At 73.0% G+C, this 21,594-nt stretch carries 17 protein-coding genes; 5 read left to right on the forward strand and 12 right to left on the reverse strand.

Annotation, left to right across the window (positions count from 1 at the left end; genetic code table 11):
• Positions 1-158: 158 nt before the first annotated feature.
• From BJ993_RS06940 to BJ993_RS06970, 7 genes are all read right to left on the reverse strand, one after another.
• Positions 159-1,049: a transglutaminase family protein gene (locus tag BJ993_RS06940; protein ID WP_036548914.1), complete on the reverse strand. Its 891-nt coding sequence runs from the start codon at positions 1,047-1,049 to the stop codon at positions 159-161.
• Entirely contained in the window at positions 1,046-3,535 is a 2,490-nt protein-coding gene (locus tag BJ993_RS06945) for a circularly permuted type 2 ATP-grasp protein (RefSeq protein WP_179648201.1), read from the reverse strand. The genes BJ993_RS06940 and BJ993_RS06945 overlap by 4 nt, the downstream gene beginning before the upstream one ends.
• Positions 3,532-6,870, reverse strand: coding sequence for a transglutaminase family protein (locus tag BJ993_RS06950; RefSeq protein WP_179648202.1), 3,339 nt, complete (start codon positions 6,868-6,870; stop codon positions 3,532-3,534). Before BJ993_RS06950 ends, BJ993_RS06945 begins: the two co-directional genes overlap by 4 nt.
• 115 nt (positions 6,871-6,985) lie before the next feature.
• Positions 6,986-8,329 (reverse strand): HNH endonuclease signature motif containing protein, encoded by a 1,344-nt coding sequence (locus BJ993_RS06955; protein ID WP_179648203.1) that lies wholly within the window; start codon positions 8,327-8,329, stop codon positions 6,986-6,988.
• Between the two features lie 428 nt (positions 8,330-8,757).
• Entirely contained in the window at positions 8,758-9,774 is a 1,017-nt protein-coding gene (locus BJ993_RS06960) for a nuclear transport factor 2 family protein (RefSeq protein ID WP_179648204.1), read from the reverse strand.
• A gap of 4 nt (positions 9,775-9,778) precedes the next feature.
• Positions 9,779-10,366: a DUF2510 domain-containing protein gene (locus tag BJ993_RS06965; protein WP_179648205.1), complete on the reverse strand. Its 588-nt coding sequence runs from the start codon at positions 10,364-10,366 to the stop codon at positions 9,779-9,781.
• 103 nt (positions 10,367-10,469) lie between these two features.
• Positions 10,470-11,390 carry a dimethylarginine dimethylaminohydrolase family protein gene (locus tag BJ993_RS06970; protein ID WP_179648206.1) on the reverse strand — a complete coding sequence of 307 codons (921 nt, stop codon included), beginning with the start codon at positions 11,388-11,390 and terminating at the stop codon, positions 10,470-10,472.
• 150 nt (positions 11,391-11,540) lie between these two features.
• On the opposite strand from BJ993_RS06970, the gene BJ993_RS06975 reads away from it, so the two are divergent.
• The 4 genes from BJ993_RS06975 to BJ993_RS06990 all read left to right on the forward strand — a co-directional run bounded on the left by BJ993_RS06975 (position 11,541) and on the right by BJ993_RS06990 (position 14,324).
• Positions 11,541-12,242 (forward strand): GntR family transcriptional regulator, encoded by a 702-nt coding sequence (locus BJ993_RS06975; protein WP_051932533.1) that lies wholly within the window; start codon positions 11,541-11,543, stop codon positions 12,240-12,242.
• Positions 12,243-12,465: 223 nt separating this feature from the next.
• On the forward strand, positions 12,466-12,861 hold the full coding sequence (locus BJ993_RS06980) for a phage holin family protein (RefSeq protein ID WP_036548931.1): 396 nt from the start codon (positions 12,466-12,468) through the stop codon (positions 12,859-12,861).
• Positions 12,858-13,370 (forward strand): low molecular weight protein-tyrosine-phosphatase, encoded by a 513-nt coding sequence (locus tag BJ993_RS06985; protein WP_308645504.1) that lies wholly within the window; start codon positions 12,858-12,860, stop codon positions 13,368-13,370. Before BJ993_RS06980 ends, BJ993_RS06985 begins: the two co-directional genes overlap by 4 nt.
• 111 nt (positions 13,371-13,481) lie before the next feature.
• Positions 13,482-14,324 (forward strand): 3-hydroxybutyryl-CoA dehydrogenase, encoded by an 843-nt coding sequence (locus tag BJ993_RS06990; protein WP_277987711.1) that lies wholly within the window; start codon positions 13,482-13,484, stop codon positions 14,322-14,324.
• 19 nt (positions 14,325-14,343) lie between these two features.
• On the opposite strand, the gene BJ993_RS06995 is transcribed toward BJ993_RS06990, so the two are convergent.
• The 5 genes from BJ993_RS06995 to BJ993_RS07015 form a co-directional block, all read right to left on the reverse strand.
• A complete protein-coding gene (locus tag BJ993_RS06995) occupies positions 14,344-15,087 on the reverse strand; it encodes a hypothetical protein (protein ID WP_179648207.1) in 744 nt (247 codons plus the stop codon).
• A gap of 152 nt (positions 15,088-15,239) precedes the next feature.
• Positions 15,240-16,748 carry an aldehyde dehydrogenase family protein gene (locus tag BJ993_RS07000; protein ID WP_036548938.1) on the reverse strand — a complete coding sequence of 503 codons (1,509 nt, stop codon included), beginning with the start codon at positions 16,746-16,748 and terminating at the stop codon, positions 15,240-15,242.
• A 94-nt stretch (positions 16,749-16,842) separates the two neighbouring features.
• Positions 16,843-17,661, reverse strand: coding sequence for a vWA domain-containing protein (locus BJ993_RS07005; RefSeq protein ID WP_207006957.1), 819 nt, complete (start codon positions 17,659-17,661; stop codon positions 16,843-16,845).
• Between the two features lie 146 nt (positions 17,662-17,807).
• A complete protein-coding gene (locus tag BJ993_RS07010) occupies positions 17,808-18,704 on the reverse strand; it encodes an AAA family ATPase (RefSeq protein ID WP_179648208.1) in 897 nt (298 codons plus the stop codon).
• On the reverse strand, positions 18,701-19,816 hold the full coding sequence (locus tag BJ993_RS07015) for an NDMA-dependent alcohol dehydrogenase (protein WP_036548940.1): 1,116 nt from the start codon (positions 19,814-19,816) through the stop codon (positions 18,701-18,703). The genes BJ993_RS07010 and BJ993_RS07015 overlap by 4 nt, the downstream gene beginning before the upstream one ends.
• Before the next feature lie 165 nt (positions 19,817-19,981).
• Between BJ993_RS07015 and BJ993_RS26515 the strand changes: the two genes are divergently transcribed.
• Entirely contained in the window at positions 19,982-21,592 is a 1,611-nt protein-coding gene (locus BJ993_RS26515; RefSeq protein ID WP_218864627.1) for a sigma-54-dependent Fis family transcriptional regulator, read from the forward strand.
• The last annotated feature ends 2 nt before the right edge of the window (positions 21,593-21,594 follow it).

Here is a 21,594-nt window from a genome sequence, read left to right on the forward strand (position 1 = left end):
GAGGGCCGGGCGCCTGACTCCACCTCTTCCGGGCGATTCGGCCGGGCGGGGCAGGTAACACGCTGTTCGCTCGACTACCCGGCGGTTGTCGGCACGTTTCCGCGCGTTTCACCGCGTGTCGGTGCCGAGAAGTGCCGGGTAGTGCGGCGAACAGCGTGTTACAGCACGGCCGGGCCGAGCGGCGCGACGTCCACCGACACCGTCAGCCGCGACGTCTTCGCCTCGGTGAAGATCACGCCCTTCAACGGGGGTACGTCGCCGTAGTCGCGCCCCCACGCGAGCGTGACGTAGCGGTCGTTCTGCCACTGGTCGTTGGTCGGGTCGAGGGCGAGCCACTCGTCGCCGCCGAGCCAGACCGCGACCCACGCGTGCGAGGCGTCGGCGCCGACGACCCGCTCCTTGCCGGGCGGCGGCTCGGTGGCGAGGTAGCCGCTGACGTAGCGGGCGGCCAGGCCGTGGGCGCGCAGGGCGGAGAGCGTGAAGTGGGCGAAGTCCTGGCAGACGCCCGCGCGCTTGGCGAGGATCTCGGACACGGTCGAGGTGACGGTGGTGGCGGCCGGGTCGTAGTCGAAGTCCGCATGGATGCGGTGCATCAGGTCGGTGACGGCCTCGCCCACCGCACGCCCGGGCAGCAGGGAGTCGGCGGCGTAGTCGCGGGCACCCGCGTGGACCGGCACCGCCGCGCTGGGCAGCGCGAAGTCGGTCGCCTGCCAGGCGCCCGGCGCGGACGGCGCGACCAGCGGCCGCACCGACTCCCACGGCCGGGCGGCGGCGTCCTCGTCGACGGCCGGCGGGACCACCTCGACCTCGCCGCTGCCGACGACGACCAGCTCGTCGTGCGGCGTGGTGACCTGGAAGTAGGTCACGGTGTTGCCGTAGTAGTCCGCGTCGCGGCTGAGGTCGCCGGGCTCCGGGGTCACCACGACGTCGTACCCGCGCACCTGCTGCCACGGCAGCTCCCGCGGGACGAGGTGACCGATGCCGAGGCTGTCGGTGACGTCGTCGTCATAGGTGTACGTCGTGCGGTGCTCCACCCGGTAGCGCGTCATGTCGTCGCCTCCGTGAGCGTCGGGAGCACGCCGAAGCTGCGCGGGCGCGGGCCGGTGGCGAAGTGCAGGTCCCGCACGGCCTCGGCGATCCGCTCGAGCTGCCCGGTGACGTCGTCGAGGAAGGCGACCAGGTGCGGCCGCTGCACGCCGCCGATCGCGACGAGCGCCGAGACGTCGGTGCCCTCGACCTCGGCGATGAGGTCGTCGAGGAGCCGCTCGGGACGGGTCGAGCCGGTGGAGGCGACCTGACCGGCCACGTGCTCCTTGAGCCGGTGGAGGGCGAAGACGAGGGAGCGGGGGTTCTCGGGGTCCATCAGGAGCAGGTCGAGGACCCCGGCGGGGCGGACGTAGTCGCGGTAGCGGCGCCGGTGCGTCACGGAGCTCTCCGCGGCGGTGAGGACCGTCGCGAGCACCTCGCGGTCGACGTCGAGGCCGCGCCGCTCGGTGGTCAGCCGGAGCAGGTGGCACAGCTGGAGGCCGCGCTCGAGGTAGCGCCCGGCGGCGGCCATGTGCCAGCCGGCGTCGCGGATCATGCTGGCCGTCACCCCTTGCAGGGCGAGGACCGCGGTCAGCATCCGTCCGGCGGACTCGGCGACCTGGTGGCTGTGGTGCGAGCCCTCCAGCACCGTCCGCGCGCGGTCGACCGAGCCCATCGCCCGCCAGGCGTCGGCGGACATCTGGTCGCGCACCCCGGTCAGCGCGTCTCGCAGGCCGGCCAGCGAGTGCGCGGCCGACCCCGGTCGTTCCTCGTCGAGCAGCACGGAGCGCAGGTCGGCCTCGTCGTCGTCCTCGACGCGCCCGGTGAGCCGGTGGACCGCCGACATCGTCACCTCGAGGCTCATTCCGCCGGTGGTCCGGGGGCGGGTGCGGTAGTCGGCGACCAGCACGTGCGCGGCGAGCACCAGCCGCAGCATGTCCTCCGACCGCTCGGCGTAGCGGCCGAACCAGAACATGTCGTCGAGGACGCGCGGCACCGTCGCCGGCAGCGAGCGCACCGCGGTCATCGGGAGGACGTCGGTGAGGCCCTGGTCCGGCTGCGTCGTCTCGTCCTTGAGAACCCACACGTCCTTGCTGGCGACGGTCCGGTCGCCGTCGCGCGCGGTCGCGAGGCCACCGAGCAGCGGACGGTACGCCGACCCGTAGCGCAGCGTGAACGCGCGCAGCAGGACGTCGGCCGGCTGCGCGGTGCGCCCGCGCCAGGTCGGCGACTGCGAGAGCTGGAGCCGCTGCTGGCCCACGAAGGCGTGCGGCCGGGCCCGCACGGTCACCCGGATCCGCTCCGGCGAGGCACCGGCGAGGGTCAGGTCGGAGCCGTCGATGCTGCGCACCACGAGCTCGTCGAGGTGGTCGAGCACGTGGTCGAGGCCGTCGGGGTCGCCGCACCACCAGGTCGGCACCGACTCCAGCCGCAGCGGCTCGCCGAGCAGGTGCTCGCAGGCGGCGGGCAGGAAGGGCAGCAGGCCGGGGTTCTCGAGCACCCCCGAGCCGAGCCCGTTGACCACCCGGACCCGCCCCCGTCGTACGGCCTCGGCGAGGCCGGCGACGCCGAGCTGGGAGTCGCCGCGCAGCTCGAGGGGGTCGCTCCACGCGGCGTCGACCCGGCGCAGGATCACGTCGACCCGCTCGAGGCGCTGCGGCGTCTTCATCAGCACCCAGCCGTCGCGGACGGTGAGGTCACTGCCCTGGACGAGCGGGAAGCCGAGGTTGGAGGCGATCGCCGCCTGGTCGTAGTAGGTCTCGGAGTGCAGCCCCGGACTGAGTACGACGACGCGCGGGTCCGGCAGGTCACCGGTGGCCGACTGCAGCAGCGCCGAGCGGAGGGCCCACAGGTAGGGCGCCATCCGGTGCAGGTCGGCCTCACGATAGAGCTCCGGCATGACCCGGCTCAGCACGCGCCGGTTCTCGAGGGCGTAGCCGAGGCCCGAGGGCGCCTGGGTGCGGTCGCCGAGCACCCGCCACGCGCCGTCGCCGTCACGGCCGAGGTCGGTCGCCGAGAGCACCAGCGGGCGCGGGTCGCGCATCGAGGGCCGCGCCATGATCCGGGTGAATCCGCGGTGGCCGAGCACGACCGCCGGCGGCACGATCCCCTCCGCCAGCAGGGTCTGGTCGCCGTACAGGTCGGCCAGCACGGCGTTGAGCAGCTCCGCCCGCTGGGCGAGGCCGACCTCGAGCTGCTTCCACGACGAGGCGTCGACGATGAGCGGGACCGGGTCGAGCCGCCAGCGGGTGGGGCGCTCGCCCGGGCGGGAGTAGGTGACGCCGTCGTCCTCGAGGAAGCGGGCGATCTCCTCGGCGACCCGGCGCATGTCGTCGCCGTCGATCTGCGTGGCGACCTCGGCCAGGCGCTTCCAGGGAGCGCGCAGCGAACCGTCCGGCCCGACGACCTCGTCGTACCGGCTCGTGACCTCGTTGTCACCGCCGTCGTCACCGGGCCCCGCCAGGGTCGGCTGGGTCAGTCCCGCGGCGTAGTCCCGCAGAACCGTCACGGGCGACCCCGGGCGGTCCGCGAGGCGACCCGGCGCAGGTCGAGGGTGTGCGGGTACTCGGCCGAGGCGACCTCGCGCTGCAGGCGCCGGAGCGCGGCGACGTCGAGCTTGCCGGCGGTGTGGCGGCGCGGCTCGAAGCGGGCCGCGCGGCGGGCCTCCGCCTCCTGCGCGTTGACCGGCGGGTGGTCGTAGTTGCGCCCGCCCGGGTGGACCACGTGGTAGGTCGCGCCGCCCAGGCTGACGCCGGCGTCGACGTCGACCACGTCGAAGGTCAGCGGGGAGTCGACCGGGATCGACGGGTGCAGCGCCGACCAGGGCGCCCAGGCCTTGTAGCGCACGCCGCCGTAGTGACCCGTGGGCGCGGGTCCGGGGTCGACGGCGGTGAGCGGCACGGGAACACCCTGACACGTCACCAGGTGGCGCTCGGGGTCCATTCCACGCACCGTCACCTGGATCCGCTCGACCGACGAGTCGACGTAGCGTGCCGTCCCGCTGCCGGTCGCCTCCTCGCCGAGCACGTGCCACGGCTCGACGCCCTGGCGCAGCTCCATCGAGATCCCGCCGGCGACATCGGCGAAGCCGATCCGCGGGAAGCGGAACTCGGTGAAGGGCGCCAGCCACGCGGGGTCGAAGTCGATCCCGGCCGCGGCGAGGTCGGCGACCACCTCGTGGATGTCGGCGATCGCGCCCTGCGGCAGCAGGAAGTCCTCGTGCAGCCGGGTGCCCCAGCGCACCAGGGGCGCGGTCGACGGGTCGATCGGGCTCTCCCAGAACATCGCGACCAGGCTGCGCACGAGCAGCGCCTGGACCAGCGCCATCTCCGGGTGCGGCGGCATCTCGAAGCCGCGCAGCTCCAGCAGGCCCAGCCGGCCGCGCGTGGAGTCGGGGCTGTAGAGCTTGTCGATGCAGAACTCCGCGCGGTGCGTGTTGCCGGTGAGGTCGGTCAACAGGTGGCGCAGGGCCCGGTCGACCAGCCACGGCCGCGGCCCGGCGTCGCCGTCGGCGGCCTCCGCGACCAGCCGGGCCACCTCCGCGCAGGCGATCTCCATCTCGTAGACCGCCTCCGGCCGACCCTCGTCGAAGCGCGGCGCCTGGCTGGTGGGTCCGATGAAGCGGCCCGAGAAGACGTACGACAGCGAGGGATGCCGCTGCCAGTAGGTGATCAGGCTGACCAGGAGGTCCGGGCGCCGCAGGAGCGGGCTGTCGACCGGCTGGTGCCCGCCGAGGGTGAGGTGGTTGCCGCCGCCGGTGCCCGTGTGGAGCCCGTCGAGGTCGAACTTCTCCGTCGACAGCTTCGCCAGCCGGGCCTCGGAGTAGAGCGTCGTGGTGAGGTCGCTCAGCTCGGCCCAGCTGCGGCTGGGCTGGACGTTGACCTCGATGACACCGGGGTCGGGCGTGACCGACAGCTGCACCAGCCGCGGGTCGGGGGGCGGCTGGTAGCCCTCGATGACGACCGGCGTCGCGGTCGCCCGAGCCGCCGCCTCGACGACGTGCAGCAGGTCGGCGTAGTCCTCGAGCCGCGTCGTCGGCAGCAGGAAGACGTGGACGTGCCCGTCGCGCTCCTCGAAGGCCAGCGCCGTGCGGTCGGCACCCTCCGGGTCCGCGAGCACGACGGCCGGCACGCCCGCGACGAGCGGCTCCCCGGCCTCGAGGTACGACGGCTGGGCCGGCGCCTCGGGGTCGACCCAGGCGATCGCGTCCAGCGGCAGCCGGAGCCCGACAGCGCTCGTGCCCGGGGTGAGCACGAGCCGCCCGCGGCGGAAGCGCCACACCGGGCTGGTCCAGCCGGTCTCCGCGGTGGCCAGCGGGAGCACCCAGCCGGTGGGCTCGGTGACGTCGGCGTCGAGCCGGGCGACCAGCTCCGCGTCGGGGTCGTCCGTGTCGTCGGTGGCCGGCCGGTCGCCGTACGGCTGGGCGACGTGGGTGGCGAGCGCGGTGAAGGGGTCCTCGTAGGCGGGGCGCAGCTGGTCCTCCGGCAGCCCCAGCAGCCGGGTCACCTCGGCGCCGAAGGCGTGGGCCCGGGGGTCTCGCGACGATCGCTGCGCGACCTCCTCGACCACCGGGGTCGCCCACGGGTCGGCCAGCAGCGCCGGGTCGCCCCACAGCGGCTCGCCGTCGCTGCGCCACTGCAGCGAGATCGCCCAGCGCGGCAGCGGCTCACCCGGGTACCACTTGCCCTGCCCCCGGTGCACGACCCCGCCGTCGGCGTACAGCTTCTGGAGCCGGGCGGCCAGGTCGACGGCCAGCCGGCGCTTCGCGGGCCCGTCCGCGTCGGTGTTCCACTCGGGCATCGAGGAGTCCTCGAGCGAGACGAAGGTCGGCTCGCCACCCATCGTCAGCCGGACGTCACCGGCCTCGAGCCGCTTGTCGACGGCCGCGCCCAGCTCGTCGATGCGCGCCCACTGGGCCGGTGTGTACGGCGCCGTCACCCGCGGGTCCTCGTGCACCCGGGTCACGGTGTTGCTGAAGGAGAAGGTCACCTCGACCGGGTCGGTGGCGCCCTCGATCGGCGCGGCCGAGCTCGGGTGCGGCGTCGCCGACAGCGGGATGTGGCCCTCGCCGGCGAAGAGCGCGCTCGTGGGATCCATCCCCACCCAGCCCGCGCCCGGCAGGAAGACCTCCGCCCACGCGTGCAGGTCGGTGAAGTCCTCGGTCGGACCGGTCGGCCCCTCGATCCCCTCGGTCGCGAACGCGTCGGGCGCCAGCTGGACGAGGTAGCCGGACACGAAGCGCGCCGCCAGGCCGTACTGCCGCAGCAGGCTCACCAGCAGCCACGCCGAGTCGCGGCACGACCCGATCCCGCTCGCCAGCGTGTGGTCCGGCGTCTGCACGCCGGGCTCCATCCGCACCGAGTAGGCGACGTCGCGGTGCACGGCACTGTTGAGGTCGGCGAGGAACTGCACCGTCGGTACGCCGTCCGCGGGCAGCTCCGGCAGGCCGCGGCGCCACTCGTCGGCCGCCTCCGCGTCGGTCACCGGCCGCAGGTAGGGCGTGAGGTCGGCGGCGAGCTGCTCGTCGTACGCGAAGGGGAAGCGCTCGGCGTACTCCTCGATGAAGAAGTCGAACGGGTTGATCACCATCAGGTCCGCGACCAGCCCGACCGTGATGTCGAGCGTCTTGACCTTCTCGGGGAAGACCAGCCGCGCCAGCCAGTTGCCGAACGGGTCCTGCTGCCAGTTCACGAAGTGGCCCGCGGGCTCGACCGTCAGCGAGTACGCCTCGATCGGCGTGCGGCAGTGCGGCGCAGGCCGGAGTCGTACGACGTGCGGCGCCACCGCGACCGGCTCCGCGAAGTCATACGTCGTGCGGTGCTCCAGCGCGACCTTGATCGACATGGAGCCAGCCTAGGGACACCCGGGCTGCCGCGGGTTTCGGCGATGTCACGGACGCCGGGGTAGAGCGGGCGTGCCAATGGCCCCGCCGACTCCGGCGGGGCGTGGGGCGTGGTGGTCAGTGGCCGTCGAGCGGTGTCGTGCCGGCGGGGCCGACGTGGAAGTGGTGGCCGTGGGGGCTGGTCCACAGGTAGTGGCCGGGGCTGGTGACCTGGTAGCGCCAAGTGCTGTGGGTCTTGGCGCGGTGGTGCCGTCGGCAGAGTGGGACGAGGTTGCAGGGGCAGGTCTTGCCGCCCGCGGCGTGGGGTGGGGCGTGGTCGAGGTCGCAGCGGACCGCTTGTTGGGGGCAGTTGGGGAACCGGCAGGTGTGGTCGCGGAGGCGGACGCGTCGTTGGTGGCGGTCGGGGATCTCGTACGAGTCGACCGGAACGCAGTCGGCCAGGTCGATGACCGGTGGGACGATGACGGTGGAGCCCGGGACCTGGAGCCATTCCCGGATCTGTGCGGTGGTGACCGGGCAGCGGCCCTCGTCCCAGCGACCGACGGTGTTGGTGGTCGAGGAGGTCGCGCAGCGACCGTCACGAGACCCCTGTGCCTGTGCTGTCAGGGCGGTGTCGGTGATGTGGACGTTCAGCTCCACCCGACGACCGGGGGCTTGGGCGAGGACCTCACCGGTGGTCTCGTCGGCGATCAGCAGGTCGAGGGCCAGGTCGCGGCGGGCGATCGCACCGACCGCCTTCGCCCGACGCACGTCGAGGCTGGACTCGTCGCCGAGCTGGCCGCGCAGGTGCGCCTCCCGGGCGACGGCCTGGTTGAAGTCGTGGCCGTCGGCGGCATCGAGGTAGGCGTCGAGGTGCACGCCGCCGTGTGCGTCGACCTCGTCCATGTGGACGTCGCAGTGGCGGCGGTCGTTCGCGGCTTGGCGTTCAGCTTCTGCACGTTCGGGGTCGAACCGGAGGATCGCCTCGGTCACGAGGCGTTCGAGCTGCGCCCACCCGACGCCGCCGACGGCGGCGTTGAGGTGCCGGTCCACGAACCCCGCCGCCTGCTCGGGGAGGGAACGGGTGAGGTCGGCGATCCTCTGAGCCCGCCACGGCGCGACCCGGCCGTCCACCACGGCGGCGTACAGCAGCGGGAGGCGCCAGGCGCACTCGACGACCTGACCGACATACGACCGCCCACCCTCAGGGGTCCGGCCGAGCACCGCGATGAGCTCCATCAGCTGGAACTCGCTCACGAGCGGTGCACCCGGGCCGGCGATCGGGACACCGGTGTCGAGGTAGCCCTCCGTCAGGGTCGCGGCACCCTCAGCACCATCGACGATATTGGCGCCGGCCCAGGCGACGATGTTCATCCACTCCCGGACCAGGAGATGGTCACGGACCTCGGCGTCGTCAGCGATCCACGACAGCAACGACGCTGTCGAGACAGTTGTCGCGGTGCCGCTGGTTCCGAGATCCATGACTGGATTCTCCCATCGACCTCCGACACAACGAAGCGACGGAAACCCGCCTGTGGACAGGGGAAAATCCATCCGGCGCATGTGAAGAACTAGTCGTGCGACGAGTGATCACGAGGCCGCCGGACCGCACCCGACCGCGGGACCCAGCCCCGCACCCAGCCTCCTCGTCGCTGCGTTTGAAGACCCGACCACGCACCCAACCGAAGGGCACAGCAGGTGCACCGGAGCAAGGGGTCTCGAGACGGTCGCTGCGCGACCTCCTCGACCACCGGGCGGACGGCACCCGACCGCCGAACTCAGCCCCGTACCCAGCCTCCTCGTCGCTGCGCTTGAAGACCCGACCACGCACCCAACCGAAGGGCACAGCGGGTGCGCCGGAGCCAGGGGTCTCGAGACGGTCGCTGCGCGACCTCCTCGACCACCGGCGGTCACTCGGCGGTGTCGTCCGACCCGTTGATCCGCCACACGCCGTCGACCTTGACCAGCGTGAAGGTGCCACGGTCGGCCTCGCCGGCGATGGTGATGTCGACGGGGACGGAGGCCTTGCCGGCCGCCTCGTCGACGTCGGCCTTGCCGACGGTGTACTTCAGCTGGCTGGAGAAGGGCGTGATCTCCGACGGGTCGCAGCTGCCCTCGTCCTTGATGTAGGCCTCGGTGACGAGGTCCTCCGCCGTGGCGCAGTCGCCGTTGACGAAGGCCGTCATGAAGGCCTCGACGACGGACATCGGGTCGTTGGCGACCGCGTCGGCGGTGCTGGTGCCGCCGGGGGTGGTGGCCGTGTCGGTCGGGTCGCCGGTCGGGTCGTCGGTCGAGGAGGTGCTGTCGGTCGGGTCGTCGCCGCCGCTGTCGATGGCGTACGACGCCACGAGCCACGTCCCGTCGACCTGCTCGAGGTTGAAGACGTAGTCCTCCGTGCTGCCCTCGTTGTCGAAGCTCACGGGCACGGTGGCCTCGTCGCCGTCGATGACCGGGTCGCCGACCTCGGAATCGACGTCGGAGGTCGAGAGCAGCCGGAACTCCGCGGCGTTGCACGGGTCGGCGGCCTGCGCGGTCTCGGTGAGGAAGGTCTTGGCCTTGTCGCAGTCGGCATCCCCGGCCGCGGCGATCAGGCCCTCGACGACCTTGTCGGGAGCCGCGCCCGTCGACGCCGTCGTGTCGTCGTCACCCTTCTCGTCGCCGTCGTCGTCGCTGTTCGTCAGCAGCACGACCAGCGCGACGACCACGCCGACGAGGAGCAGCGCACCGATCACGCCGAGCGCGACCAGCAGGCCCTTGCCCTTGCCTCCCGAGGCAGGCGGTGGCGGGCCCCACGGACCTCCGGGCGGCGGGCCGGACGGGCCACCGCCCGGGGGCGGGAAGCCCGGCGGCGGGCCCTGCGGCGGGCCGGACGGCGGCGGGAAGCTGGTGGGCGGGACGGCGCCGTACGGCTGGTTCGGGTCGCTCATCGGATCACGGCTCCAGGAAGTCGGAGGCCCAGGACTCGAAGCCCTCGGGGTCGGTCGGGAAGTCGGACAGGAAGTCGCTGGGGAACTCGGTCGGCAGGTTGCTCGGCAGCTCGGGCAGGGGCGGCGCCTCGGAGGTCGGCTCCTCGCTCGGGAAGTCCGAGGGCTGGATCGTCGGGGTGTCGAGGGACGACGACGGTGCGTCCGGCGTCGTCTCGGTCACCGACGGGCTGGTCGCGTCGTCGGTTCCCTTGTCCTTGTCGTCGTCGTCGCGTCCGAGGAGCAGCAGCACGCCGACGACCACGACGGCGACCAGCACCAGCGCGCCGAGCACGCCGATCGCGATGCGCAGGCCCTTGCCGCCCCCGACCTGCAGCTGCTGGAGCTGCGCGGTCGCCGGTGGCGGTCCGGGCCGCGCCGCCGCTGGTACGACGACCGTCGAGTCCCCCGCGATCGGCGCGGTGTCGGGGCCGACCTGCTCCCCCGCCCCGGCCTCACCGCGGACGTGGTCGGTCCAGCCGTTGCCGTCGAACCAGCGCTCGCGGCCGCTGCCGTCGTCGTACCAGCCCGGCTGGCTGGGCGTGGGTCCGGGCACCGGAGCTCCTGGGGGGTGGGTGGACTGCAGTGGTGGACACCGTATCCACCCGGAGACCCGCTCAACCGCGGGACCGGGAAGGCGGGACCGGGAAGGCGGGAACCTAGGCCGCGGCCGTTCCCGGGTCGACGACCTGCCCGCCCGTGACCAGCTCGAGGTCGCGGCCGAGGGTGATGTCGAGCGGGTTGGTCAGGCAGCGGACCGAGCCGCCGCCGAGGTGGAACTCCGAGACGTCGACGAGGGCGACGTCGAAGCCCAGCGTGTCGAGCCAGTTGCGCACCCGGCGGGGGCACTCCGGCATCACGACGGTCCGGTCGACGACCACGGAGTTGGCGCACCAGCTGCCGATCGCCTCCTCCTCGCTGAGGATCACCGGCTGCGGGACGAGGTCGAGCAGCGCCGCGGCCGACTCCTCGTCGAAGGCCGACGGGCAGACCAGCGCGTGGTCGTCGTCGAGCGGGCAGAAGGCCAGGTCGAGGTGGTACATCCCGGGGTGCGTGATCCGCACGCCGCGCACCTGCACCCCGAGGTCGTGGGCGAGCTGCTTGAGCGCGAGCTCGTCGGTGCGGGGGCCGTGGCCGACGACCAGGTCGCCGCGGAACGGGAAGGCGTCGCCGGCCTCGAAGTGTGCACCGATCCCCTCGCGACCGATGTACGACGGCGCGAAGCCCTGCGACTCGAACCATGCCCGTGCCGCCGGGGTCTCGACCCGCCGCTGCGGGTAGCGCATGTGCGACAGCACGACGGAGCGGCGGCCGGGGCCGGTCCAGTCGGGGCGCAGCGCGACGAGGCCGAGGTTCATCGCGTAGACCATGTCGGGCGCCTGCGGCAGCGCCGGGACCTCCTCGACGGTGGCGCCGAGCGAGCGCAGGGTGCCCGCGAGCGCCTGCCACTGGTCCCGGGCGCGGACCGGGTCGGGCTGGACGGCCGGGTCCATGTACGGGTTGATGGCGTAGTCGATCCGGTACGACGACGGGTCCACCATCGCGTAGTGCCGTCCCCACTCCAGCGTCGCCGAGCTCATCGCCCCTCCTCCAGCAGTCCCTGTGGTGCCCATCGGCACGCCCACCCCGAATTGTCAGACAATCTGACAAGAAGGACAGGATAGCGTCCGCACCGCGGGACCGGGAAGCGAACCCCCGCCTGCGTGTCCCGAGGCGGCAGAATGGAGCCCATGCCTGCCGCTCCCGCCACCCGGAAGGCGTTCACCACGCTCAGCGTCGAGCACGCCTCGACCGTCTCGCGGGTCGCCGCCGAGCTGCGCCGAGCGGTCTTCGAGGGCGAGCTCGAGAGCGGCACGCCGCTGCGCGAGATCGCCCTGGCCGAGTCGCTCGGGGTCTCCCGCCCGACCGTGCGCGAGGCGCTCACCGTGCTCGTCGCCGAGGGCCTCGCCACCCGTGAGCCCAACCGCGGCGTCAGCGTGGCGACTCCCCGCGCCGAGTCGGTGCGCGACGTGTGCCGCGCCCGCTGGGTGCTCGAGGGGGCAGGCGTGCAGGCGTGGGAGTCCGCCGACGCCGTACGACGCCAGCGGGTCCGCGACACCCTGGACTCCTACACCGCGGCGGTCCGCGGCGGCGAGGCGTCGTACGAGGAGCTCAACGAGCGCCACCTGTCCTTCCACGTCTCCCTCGTCGAGCTCACCGGCAGCCCGCGCCTGGTCCAGATGGCCGAGGCGCTGATGGACGAGCTGAAGCTGGCGCTCGCCCAGGTCGACCGGCTCAACCGCAACGCCCACGACGAGGCCGAGTCGCACGAGGGCCTGGTCGAGCTGCTGGAGGCCGGCCGGCTCGAGGGGCCCGACGGCGCCCACGAGTTCCTCCGCAAGCACATCGAGGACGCCGAGGTCGAGATCATCGAGGCCCTGCGGTTGGAGTAGGCGGAGGCCGTCGCGCAGGCGATCCGGCCGGCACAGAAGCTGCACCGGGGCCGGGCGTCTCGTGACGGTCGCTGCGCGACCTCCTCGACGAGCGGCGGGGCTGCGCGACCTCCTCGACGAGCGGCGGGGCTGCGCGACCTCCTCGACGAACGGCGGGCTGCGCGACCGCCTCGACGAACGGCGGGCTGCGCGACCGCCTCGACCGACCCGGCAGACTGGGCGCATGATCGCGTTCCTGTCGCGCTGGGCCATCACCACCGCCGCCCTCGCGCTCGCCGCTCAGCTCATCGACGGCATCTGGTTCGAGGGAGCGACCCGCGGCAGCGCGGAGGTCGAGGACAAGATCGTCGACCTCGTGATCGTGGCGCTCATCTCCTGCGCGATCACCGCGTTCGTGAAGCCGGTGCTGACGATCCTGTCGATCCCGTTCATCCTCGTGACGCTCGGGCTGTTCCTCATCGTGATCAACGCGCTGCTGCTGCGCTTCACGGCCTGGCTGGCCGACGGCGTGGGCCTCGGCTTCCACGTCGACGGGTTCTGGCCGGCGGTCTGGGGCTCGATCATCATCAGCGTCACGACCTGGTTCCTCGACGCGATGGTCGGGGTCGAGGACGAGTGACGGCCACCCTCCCGGCACCGCGTACCCCGGGCCGCTACCGCATCTCCGTCGTCTGCCTCGGCAACATCTGCCGCTCCCCCATGGCCGACGTCGTCCTCAACGCGCGCGTCGCCGACGCCGGCCTCGACGACCGGGTCACCGTCGTGAGCGCGGGCACGGGCGACTGGCACGTGGGCGACGCCATGGACCACCGCGCCGCGGCCCTCCTCACCGACCGGGGGTACGACGCCAGCAGGCACCGCGCGCAGCAGGTGCTCGCGCACTGGCTCGACGAGCACGACCTCGTGCTCGCGATGGACGCCGCCAACCTGGCGGACCTGCGCGCCCTCGCCAGCGGCGTGGTCGACGGGGAGCGGCTGCGCGCGTTCCGCGACTTCGACCCGGAGGGGGCGGGCGACGTACCGGACCCCTACTACGGCGGCGACGCCGGGTTCCGCACGGTGCTCGCGATGGTCGAGCGGACCGCCGACGAGATCGTCGCCGGCCTGGAGCGCGTCGTCACCGGCTGACAAAGGGAGCACCCGTTCTTTGTGGGGTATCCCCTCGTCGCCCGCCGAGGGGCGGCGTAGATTGCTAGGACGTCCTAGTAATGCGAGCGAACGGAGCGGGGAATGACGGACATCCAGCGGGTAGGCGTCGTCGGTGGTGGCCTGATGGGCTCGGGCATCGCCGAGGTCAGCGCCCGGGCCGGCAAGGACGTCATCGTCGTCGAGTCGTCCGCCGCCGCGGTCGACGCCGCGCGCAACCGCCTGGAGGCCTCGCTCAAGCGGGCCGAGAGCCGCGGCAAGATCGAGTCCGCGGACGCTGTGCTCGCCAACATCCGCGTCGTCGACGACCTCACCGAGCTCGCCGACCGCGACATGGTGATCGAGGCGATCATCGAGGACGAGCAGGCCAAGACCGACCTGTTCCGCCGCCTCGACGAGATCGTCACCAGCCCCGAGGCGATCCTGGCCTCCAACACCTCCTCGATCCCGATCATGAAGCTCGCGGTCGCCACGAAGCGCCCGACCCACGTGCTCGGCGTCCACTTCTTCAACCCGGTGCCGGTGCTCAAGCTGGTCGAGCTGGTCCCGTCGCTGATGACCGCCGAGGCGACCACCGAGCGGGCCCGCGGCTTCGTCCAGGACGACCTCGGCAAGAACGCCATCGACTGCCAGGACCGCGCCGGCTTCGTCGTCAACGCGCTGCTGATCCCGTTCATCCTCTCGGCGATCCGGATGCTCGAGTCGGGCTTCGCCACGGCCGAGGACATCGACCAGGGCTTCGTGCTGGGCGCCGCGCACCCGCAGGGCCCGCTCGCGCTCGCCGACCTGATCGGCCTCGACACCACGCGCGCGATCGCGGAGTCGCTCTACGAGGAGTTCAAGGAGCCGCTCTACACCGCGCCGCCGCTGCTCAACCGCATGGTCGAGGCCGGCCTGCTGGGCCGCAAGACCGGGCGCGGCTTCTACACCTACTGACGCGCGCCGACCGGCCCGCTCAGGAGAGCTTGCCGACCGCGCTCGCAGGGACGCTGAGCTCGTTGCCGGCATAGGTGACGGTGTAGCCGTTCGTCGACAGCGCGGTCGCGAGCCCGATCGTCGCCTTGCACGTCGCGATCGCCGTCGACTCGAAGGGCCCCGGCCCCTCGTGCTCCACGGTGACGCCGGAGCACATCACCTTGCCCGCGACCGAGAAGGTCAGCGTCTGGCCCGGGTACCCGGTCGTCAGGTAGCCGGGACCGAACGGCACCTGGTGCAGCAGCTCCGCGCGGAAGGTCGTCGGGACCAGCCCGAGGAGGCCCTTGGCGACCTTGGGCGCCGTCAGCTGCACCGGCTCCCGCAGCACGTCGAAGGTCTGCGTCTGCCGCGGCGCGGGCTGGAACTCCTCGTCGCCGGCCTGGTCGGCGTGCACGATGCAGGTGCCCGGCGCCGTGACCCAGACGGTGATCCGGCCCGGGGTCTCGATGTCCCCGAAGACGCCGGGGGTCGCGTGGCAGGCGGTGCTGGCCGGGTCGACGGAGAACTCCACGAGGAGGCCGGACGTCGCGGAGGCGTAGGGGACGTAGTCGCCGAAGTCGTTGGTGTGCACCCAGTCCTGGCCCACCGGCGCCGTCGTCTGGAAGGTGATCGACTGCTCCTGCCGCGGGTCGTCCGGCACGGGGTCGGCGGCGGCCGCCCCGACGCTCGCGGGGACCGCGAGGGCGACGAGCACGGCAGGGACGAGCGCGCGGGCGATCTTCACGAGGACCTCCTGGAGCAGGCCGGACGTCGGCCGGAGACCCGCTCAGGCTAGTCCCGGACGGAGCCCGGCGCCCATGGATCCGAAGGCAAAGAATCAGCAGCTGGTGATCCCCGGGCCGGCCGACCGCACGACCGCCGGCCCGGGGAAGTGCGTCACGCCAGCAGCGCGTTGACCGACTTCTGCTCGGTGTAGGCGTCGATCGCCGAGGCACCGAGCTCGCGACCCCAGCCCGACTGCTTGAAGCCGCCGAAGGGCATCGCCGCGTCGAAGGCGTTGTGGCAGTTGATCCAGACCGTGCCGGCCTTGATCTGCCGCGCCGTGCGGTGCGCCTTGGTGACGTCCCGGGTCCAGACCGAGGCCGCCAGGCCGTACGGCGTGTCGTTGGCCGCCGCCACGACGCCCTCCTCGGCGTTGAACGGCGTCGCGACCACCACCGGCCCGAAGATCTCCTCGCGATAGACGCTGAAGGACGAGTCGACGTCGACCAGCACGGTCGGCTCGACGTAGTAGCCCTCGTCGCCGTGGCGCCGGCCGCCGGTCAGGGCCCGGGCACCGTCGCGGAGCCCCTGGTCGACGTACCCGAGGACGCGGTCGAGCTGGGTCTGGGAGACGAGCGGGCCGACCTCGCTGGTCGGGTCGAGGCCGGGCCCCAGCCTGCTCGCCGCGGCGACCTCGGCGACGCCCTGGGTGAACTCCTCGAAGATCTTGTCCTCGACGAGCAGCCGGGTGCCGCTGGTGCAGGTCTGGCCGTGGTTGAAGAGGAAGCCCGACGCCGTGCCCGGGATGGCGAGGTCGAGGTTGGCGTCGGCGTACACGACCTGCGGGCTCTTGCCGCCGAGCTCGAGGCTGACCTTCTTCAGGTTGCCCTTGGCGGCGTCGACGATCAGCTTGCCGACCTCGGTCGACCCGGTGAAGGCGATCTTGTCGACGTCGTCGTGCGCGGCAAGGGCGGCGCCCGCGTCGCCGTACCCGGTCACGACGTTGAAGACGCCGTCCGGCAGGCCGCAGTCGGCCATGATCTCGGCGAGTCGCAGGGCGGTGAGCGGGGTGTCCTCGGCCGGCTTGAGCACGACCGTGTTGCCGCAGGTGAGGGCGACCGGGATCTTGAAGGCGGCCATCAGCAGCGGGAAGTTCCACGGCACGATCGCGCCGCACACGCCGACCGGCTCGCGCAGCGTGTAGGCGTGCCACTGGGTGCCGGGCGCCCACGGCACGGACACCGGGATGGTGCGGCCCTCGATCTTGGTGGCCCAGCCGGCGTAATACTGGAAGAGCTCCGCGACCCAGGTGACGTCGACGGCCTGCGCCACCGCGGCGGACTTGCCGTTGTCGAGGGCCTCGAGCTGGGCCAGCTCCTCGGCGTGCTCGTAGATCGCCTCGCCGATCCGGAAGAGCAGGCGCTGGCGCTGGGCCGGCGTCCACAGCGACCACTCGCCCTCGAAGGCCTTGCGGGCGGCGCGCACGGCACGGTCGACGTCGACCGCCTCGCCGTGGGCCACCTCGGTGAGCACCTGGCCGGTCGCCGGGTCGCGCGTCTCGAAGGTGCGGCCGGAGGCGGCGTCGGTCCACGCCCCGCCGATGAACAGGCCCTTGGGCCGGGACAGCCACTCCCGCACCTGGGGCAGGACGGCGGTGTCGGTGGGCACGAGCAGGTCGGTCATTTTTCCTCCGTTGGCGTTCGACTCGATCCGTGTGGACCGAGCGTCGTCCGCCAGCGGGGACGGGGGTGTTCAGGTTCTGGACATTCGTCCGGCGTCAGCCCAGCAGCCGGTCGAGTACGACGGGCAGGTCGGCCAGCGCGGCCAGCGACTCGACCCGCGCGCCGGCGCGACGGGCGAAGCCCCGGGCCTCGTCGTCGTCGCTCGCGGGCGCGATCACCAGCAGCTCGTCGAGGGCGCGGGCGGCCGCCGTCGGGTCGACGTCGTCGGTGACCCGGCAGTCCGAGAGCAGCACGGTGATCCGGCGGCGGGCGCGCGCCGGGGCGAGCTGCTCGCGGGCGGCGCGCAGCGCGGCGTCGAGCGAGGTCATGCCGTGCCCACGCAGGCCGAGGACGCGCTCGACGGTACGGCGGGGCTCGGCGGGCGAGGCCAGGCCCACGACGACCTCGGCCCGGCGGTCGAAGGCGATCACGGACAGCTCGCCGCCGGACTCGGCAACCCGCAGGGCGCACGCGGCTGCGGCCATCCCGGCCGTGGCCAGGCGCTCGCCGTCCATCGACCCGGAGCGGTCCACGAGCAGGCACACCGCGGTCGACGGCCGCTGCCACACGAGCGAGGTGAGCTCGTCGAGGGCCGCCGGCCGGCCCTCGGCCCGGGCGACGGCGACGGCCTCCAGCGACGCGTCGAGGTCGAGGTCGCCGCCCCGGTCGGCGCGGGTCGGGCGCAGCCGGCCCGCGCCGATCCGGCCGCTCGGTCCGCTGCGGGCGCGCTCGACGACCAGCCGCGGCACCAGCGCCTGCACCTTCGCGCGCAGGACCGGGTCGGTGGCCCGGCTCATCAGGGCGAGCAGCGGGAGCACCCCGTCGGGGTCCTCGGCGACGGCGGCCTCCACCGCCTCCACGTCGAGCTCGCCCACCTCCGGGGAGAGCTCGGCGAAGCGCTGGTTGCGCGCGAGCTCGTCCCGCCCGTGGGTGCGGTCGGGGCGGCCCCGGCGCGACGCCTGCGGCTGGTCGGCCGGCGCCCCGGCCGGCTGGGGAGCGCCCGCCTCCGGAGGAGACGGGCTCAGGCTTCCCCCGGGTCGGCTCCGTCGTCGCCGGGCCGCGGTCCGAAGACGGCGGCGTACAGCTCCTCGATGACGTCCTCCGGCCTCCGGGTCGACGACTCGTCGACCCGGATCCGGCCGCTGAGCGCCACCAGTGCGGCGTCGAGGCCGACCTGCCAGTCGTCCTCCGCGACACCGCGCGAGCGGGCGAGCTGGTGGTTGATCCCGGCGAGGTCGATCGCGCCGCGCACCGACGAGCCCACCCGCAGCTCCCGGTGGCTGCGGGTCGCGCGCACCAGCGCCACGGCCCGGTCCCGCCAGGCGTCGGAGGGGAAGGGCGCCCGCAGCGCGACGATCCGCGACTCCGCCTCGGCCGACTGGTAGCCCATCGCGATCCGGCAGGTCCGGTCGTGGACGGCGCTGGACACCCGGGCCGTGCCCACGGCGTCGTACGGGTTCATCGCGGCGACCACCCCGAAGCCCGGAGCCGCGCGCACCAGCCCGAGCCGGGGTACGACGATCTCCCGCTCCGACATGACGGCGAGCAGCGTGTTGAGGGTCTCCTCCGGCACCCGGTTGAGCTCCTCGACGTACAGCAGGCCGCCCGCACGCATCGCGGTGAGCAGCGGCCCGTCGACGAACACCTCGGGCTGGTAGCCACGGCTGAGGACCAGCGCGGGGTCGAAGTGGCCGACCAGGCGCGCCGGGGTGAGCTCGGCGTTGCCCTCCACCAGCGCGAAGGAGCTCGCCCGGGACGCCGCGACCCGGCGGAGCAGGGTCGTCTTGCCGGTCCCGGGCGGCCCCTCGAGGACGACATTGGCACCGCTGGCCAACGCCGCCTCGAGCAGCTCGGTCTCCCGCTCCCGGTCGACGACCCCGCTCCCGGTGACCCCGCTGTCCTCGGTCAGGGTGGTCACGAGTGGTCGTGGACGACGACGCCCCGGACGTTCTTGCCGTTGAGCAGGTCGTCGTAGCCCTCGTTGACCTGCTCGAGCGTGTAGGTCCTGGTGAGGATCTCGTCGAGCTTGAGGTCGCCGGACTGGTAGAGCCCGAGGATGCGCGGGATGTCGACGGTGGGGTTGCAGTCGCCGAAGAGGCTGCCGCGCAGCTGCTTGCGGTAGAGCGTGAGCACCGAGCCGGGCAGCTGGATGTTGGTCTCCTCCAACTTGTTCAGCCCGGTCAGCACGACCTTGCCGCCCTTGCCCACGGCGTTGAAGCCGTCGGCGACGATCTCCGAGGTCATCAGGCCGGGGGTGAGGATGGCGGAGTCGGCCATCTGGCCGCGGGTGAGGTTGGTGATCGTCTCCATCGCCAGCTCGGCCGACTCGAAGGCGTGGGTCGCGCCGAGCTCCATCGCCTTCTCCCGCTTGTTGGGGAGCGGGTCGATGGCGATGACGTTCTTCGCGCCGGCCAGGGCGGCGCCCTGGACGGCGTTGATGCCGATGCCACCGACGCCCATCACGATCACGGTCTCGCCGGGCTTCACCTCGGCGGTGTTGACGGCCGAGCCCCACCCGGTGGGGACGCCGCAGCCGACGAGGACGGCCTTCTCCAGCGGCAGGTCGTCGTCCACCTTGACGCAGGAGTTCTGGTGGATGACGCCGAACTGGCTGAACGTGCCCAGCATGCACATGGCGCCGTACTGCCCGGCGGGGCCGGTGATCGGGAAGCGCTCGCCGGGCAGGTAGCCCTCGAGGATGGTGGCGCCCATGTCGCAGATCGACTGCTGGCCGTTGGCGCAGTAGCGGCAGGTGCCGCAGTTCGGGATGAACGAGCACACGACGTGGTCGCCGACCTTGACCCGGGTGACGCCGGGACCGACCTCCTCGATGATGCCGGCGCCCTCGTGGCCCAGGACCATCGGCAGGCGGGCCTCGAGGTCGCCGTGGGCGATGTGGACGTCGGAGTGGCAGAGGCCGGCGTGGGTGTAGCGGATCAGGACCTCGCCCTCGCGGGGCTTGTCGAGGGTGAGCTCCTCGATCTCGATGGGCTTGCCGGTCTGGTAGACGACTGCGGCCTTGGTCTTCATGGAGTTCTCCTGGGTGGGGCGCCGGGGCGTCGGCGGATGGGACGTGACGCCGGCCACACTCGCAACGACGGGCGCCGGTGGATGTTCAGAAACTGGACAACCGGGTGCCAACCCCCTGCCGTTTACTGTGACCGCGGTCACGAGGCCGCAGCCGAGGAGGGACGCGTGACGACAGGAACGGACGAGCTCCGCGACCCGATCGCGAAGTCGTGGCAGCGCGCCACGATGGCCGGGCTGACCCCGGGCAACGCGCTGGACCACCTGACCTACAGCGACGTGGACACGTCGGGCCCCCTGCTCTCGGCGGCGTCGGCGGTGCTCGACGAGCTCAACGACCAGCTGCAGGGGACGATGTTCTCGACCCTGCTCGTCGACCGCGAGGGCCGGATCGCGCAGCGCTGGTGCGGCGACCGCGGCGGTCGCCGGGCCTTCGACAACCTCGGCCTCGATGTCGGCGCCTCGCTCCTCGAGGAGGCGGTGGGCACCAACGCCCTCGGCACCGTGCTGGAGACCCGCACGAGCATCGCCATCAACGGTGGTGAGCACTTCGCCGTGCCGCTGCGGCGGTTCAGCTGCTACGGCCACCCGATCTTCCACCCGACCACGCGCCGGATCGAGGGGGTCCTCGACATCACCGCGCTCATGGAGGAGGCCAGCCCGCTGCTGCCGCCGCTCGTGGCCCGCGCCGTCGCGGACATCGAGCAGCGCCTGCTCGACCGCAGCCGGGTCTCCGACAAGCAGCTCCTCGCCGCCTTCCAGGCCGCCGGCACCCGGCGCCGCGCCGTGGTCGCGATCGGGCAGGACCTGTTCATGTCCAACCAGGCCGCCTCCGACCTGCTCGGCTCGACCGACGTCGCGCTGCTGCGGATGCTGGTCGGCGACCTGCACGACAACGCCGACGTGGACCTGACCCTTGAGTCCGGGCTGGAGGTCCGGGTCGAGGCCAGCCGGGTCGGTGGCGCGCGCGGCGGCGCCCTGCTGCACGTCGAGCCCCGCCGCGAGCTGCGCGTCGCTCCGCGGGCGGTCCGTCCGGACCTCGCCCACGCGCCGGTGCTGGTCTCCGGCCCGCCGGGCTCCGGCCGGTCGACCGAGGCGCGACGCAGCAGCGAGGTCCAGCCGGTCACCGTCCTCACCGCCGCCTCGGCCCTGCTCGACGGCGCCGAGGCCTGGGCCCGCAACTTCGGCGCGCTCGTACGCGCCGGCCAGGGGACCGTCTGCGTCGACGGCATCGACCTGCTGCCCGACGACCTGATCGACCTCGTCGCGACCCACCTCGCCGAGCGGAAGGCGCCCCGGCTCGTGCTGGTGTGCGGTCCGGTCGAAGGCCTCTCGGGGCGAGCCGCAGCGCTCGCCGGGGAGTGCACCGAGCGCCGCGTCCTCGCGCCCCTGGCGAGCCGGCCGCACGAGCTTCCCGAGCTGGTACGACGGATGCTGGCCGACCTCGGCGCCGGCTCCTCGCTGCACTTCACGCCGGGCGCGCTCCGTGCCCTCTCGGCCCAGCCCTGGCCCGGCAACCTGCGCGAGCTGCGGGCCGTCGTCGACCACGTCGTACGCCACCAGCGCACCGGCGCCGTCGTCCTCGACCAGCTGCCGGAGGCCTACCGGGCCCAGGAGCCGACGAAGAAGCTGGCGCCGATCGAGCATGCAGAGCGCGCCGTCATCGTCGAGGCCCTGCGCGAGCACGACGGCAACAAGGTGAAGGCCGCGCAGTCGCTGGGCATCTCGCGCACCACCCTCTACGCGAAGATGCGGGCGCTGCGGATCACGGTCTACTGAGA

It is taken from the genome of Nocardioides aromaticivorans (genome assembly GCF_013408525.1).
Taxonomy (GTDB): domain Bacteria; phylum Actinomycetota; class Actinomycetes; order Propionibacteriales; family Nocardioidaceae; genus Nocardioides; species Nocardioides aromaticivorans.